Annotated in this window: 1 protein-coding gene; it reads right to left on the bottom strand. The window is 36.6% G+C overall.

Annotated features, from left to right (window positions below; all coding sequences use genetic code 11):
* Positions 1-216: 216 nt before the first annotated feature.
* Positions 217-3,219, bottom strand: a complete 3,003-nt coding sequence (locus ASE55_RS03245; protein ID WP_056215504.1) for a reprolysin-like metallopeptidase — start codon at positions 3,217-3,219, stop codon at positions 217-219.
* Between the last annotated feature and the right edge of the window lie 61 nt (positions 3,220-3,280).

Below are 3,280 nucleotides of genomic sequence, written 5' to 3'. Positions count from 1 at the left end.
AATGTAACTATTTTTTTTATATAAATTCGACAAGGATTCAAAGCATGTATTTGGAATAAACAAACCCACAAACGGGCTTGCAGAGTTTTTCTCTATTATATTATGTAAGATAAAAATATCCTGTCTTTTGTTGAGTTAAATAAATGCACTGCCTGTTAAAAACAAAAATCCCCGGTAGCCCGGGGATTTATATATTAATAATTTTTAAAAGTTAAATTACTTTTTGATGAATTTAGAAGTGAATGCGTCTCTTCCTTTTTCTTCAATGGTAATAATGTATCCACCTTTGATCAATTCTGAAACATTAATCTGCCCATTATTGATATTTCCCTGTCTTACTAACTGACCGGCTGCGCTGTAAATTTTGAAAGCAGCTTTATCAGAAACTTTAGTGATGTTTAAAATATCAGATACCGGATTCGGATAAATCTGAATACCGTCTTTTGGAGTAGACACATCATTTGTTGCTAATACAATAGGGGCAATAACCACATTATAGTCTTCAAATTCTCCATATCCAGAATACGTTCCACAAGTAGTTGCTATAATTGCTGTAGTTGAAGTACTATATAGAGATCCTACACGCATCCTAAGCCCTAATCCTGTAACTGCATTGGCAGGCACGGTAAATGTAGCTGTAATAGGATTTGTAACAGCACCCATTGCTGTCATAATTCTTTCTGAATCTTCAAATGTACCATTTCTGTTAAAATCAATCCATGCTGAAGTAGCCATAGGATATGGGCCTGTATTACTTAACCATGCTTTTGTTATTGATAAAGTATAAGGGCTTCCTGCAGTTAGGTTGATTTGCAATGCCGCATTAGCAACATAACTTGTATATGTACTGGCACCGGAAGTATTGCTGATATTTGCTAATGATACATTGGCGATATGGTCATCTGTTGCATTCGCAGAGGCAATTGCACAATAAGGGGTCATTGCCAATGTCGTAAAGTTAGAAGAAGCAGTATAAGCTCCAGGAGTACCAGAACAAACACCCGACACCTGCACTTCATAAGCTGTACCATCTGTTAAATTATTTAATGTAACAGAAGTTGTAGAAGAAGTAATCTGCTGCCATGTGGTTTCAGTTAACTTTTTATAACGGATAATATATGAAGTAGCACCGGTAATAGGCACCCAGTTTACAGTTGCTGCACTTTGAACAATATTACTAATGGATACTGCAGTAGAAGCAGCACCGCATGCTGCAAATGTCGCAATATTTATAGATTTTACTGCATAAAACACATTTCCGATAGAAGAAATCCTTACTTTAACAGCCTGATTGTTTAATGAAGCAGGGAAAGTAAAGCTTTCATTTCCATCATTTGCTGTAGATGCGACAATTGTAGTCCAAGCAGCACCAGTAGGATCTGTTGTATAATCAATCTTTACATTTGCGACATTATATGGTGCAGCTGTAGTGTTCGCAACATCCCAGGTTATTGATACAGGTACAGAATGCTGAGCATATATAGGAGTAGTCAATTGGAAAGGTCCGTCATTGCCTACATTAATTATCTGCTCTGCATATTGAGTCTGCTGTTGAAGCGGATCAGGATTATTATCTCTTACTGTTACAGCAAATTTACTTGATCTTGCTACTTTAGATACAGATTCCCAACCATTGTTTGCGTTATCTAGAACACCAGATAATACAGACGTTAATTTAGGAAAGTATCTTGTTGGGTTTGTTGTAGGAGTAAAAGATCTAAATGAAGCTCCATAAGTAGTGCTACCAATATTTGCTTTATTAATAGCCTGCGCAGTTGTAGAAGTACCAACTATTTGGCCACTATCAACCTGCTCCCAAGTATAAGTCATAGGGTCATTTTCCTGATCAGTTGCAGAAGCTGTTAAAACGAATGCAGTCGATTTAGGGATTGAATAAGTTGGCAATGCCGTAATAACCGGAGGATTATTATTTGTTGATGTTTCAACATCACAGGTTTTCGCAATTAAGTTAGCTTGAACCTGTTTAATACTTACATTATGGAAGTAAGCATCAGAATTTGCCTGTACATCTGTATTTGCACCTGTAATACCGGCATATCCCATAATAGTAGAACCTGAACCCGGTTCAACATTTACTCCTGATCCTTCAATAGATTGTGAAAATGTATGATTTGCGCCTAACTGATGACCAAGTTCATGAGCTACATAATCAATATCAAATGTATCTCCTTGAGGAACACCATTAGCAGGTGATGTATATCCTGAGCCTTTTCCTTTAGGAACATTTACAGTAGGGTTTACACACACACATCCAATACAACCTGCATTTCCACCTCCTCCAGTGGCACCAAATAGATGACCAATATCATAATTAGCATTTCCTACTTGACTGGTTAATGTATTTTGTAATTCTAAGTTCCAAGCTCCTGCCGCTCCACCTACTCCCGGTGCAGGAATTATTGCATCAGAATAAGGATCTGTGGCTGCATTCGTATAAATTACATTAGGATAGTTCTGTACATTAAGGTGTAAAGCAAAATCTTTTTCAAAAACTCCGTTTACACGGGTCATTGTTGCATTGATTGCCGAAAGAGCTCCTGCTACAGTTCCCCCATGGAACTGAGTATATTCACCAGTTACAGACATCACAAGCCTCATGGTTCTATACTTCTTGTCAGAATTTTTAGAAAAGTCCGTGGATTGATTAGTAAATACAGTTCCTTTCTTGTAAAGGTCATTAATGTCATTTACTGCAGATGGACTTTCAGATGTACTACAGATAAAGCTTTTGCCTCCTTCAGGTGTACCTTTTGAATGAACGCCATAAATTGTTTTATCCGTATTCTGGGGTTCAATAAATTCATATGTACCTTCTTTAATTACCATTGACTGAAAATCAGTTGGTGATATAGAAAATCTCAAGTACTTAGATGGATCATCAATCCCAACACCAACATATGAGCCTAACTGATACTGATCAGCAAGTTCTTTTACCATAACCGGAAAACTGTATACTGCAAATTTTTCAATTTTACCGTTTATATTTGGTAATGAAATTTCTATTGCTCTAGCATTTTTTCCTGTTTCCTGTGCTCCCCTAAGTTGTTCCCTGATCTGATTGAGATCTAACTTAAAGTAATTCCTCACATGAGAAAATTCCGTTTTGGAATCTCTCTTTGGCTCAGCCGTAGGTGTCCACTGCGAAAAAGCAGTTCCCCCCATAACTCCACACATTAAAAGAGTAATAAGTTTCTTCATTTTCAATAAAATTTAATGCCAAATATAACTATTTTGATTTATTAATATTATATTTTGATCA

It is taken from the genome of Chryseobacterium sp. Leaf201, assembly GCF_001421435.1.
Classification (GTDB): Bacteria; Bacteroidota; Bacteroidia; order Flavobacteriales; family Weeksellaceae; genus Chryseobacterium.
This window is presented reverse-complemented; position numbering and strand designations above follow the sequence as displayed.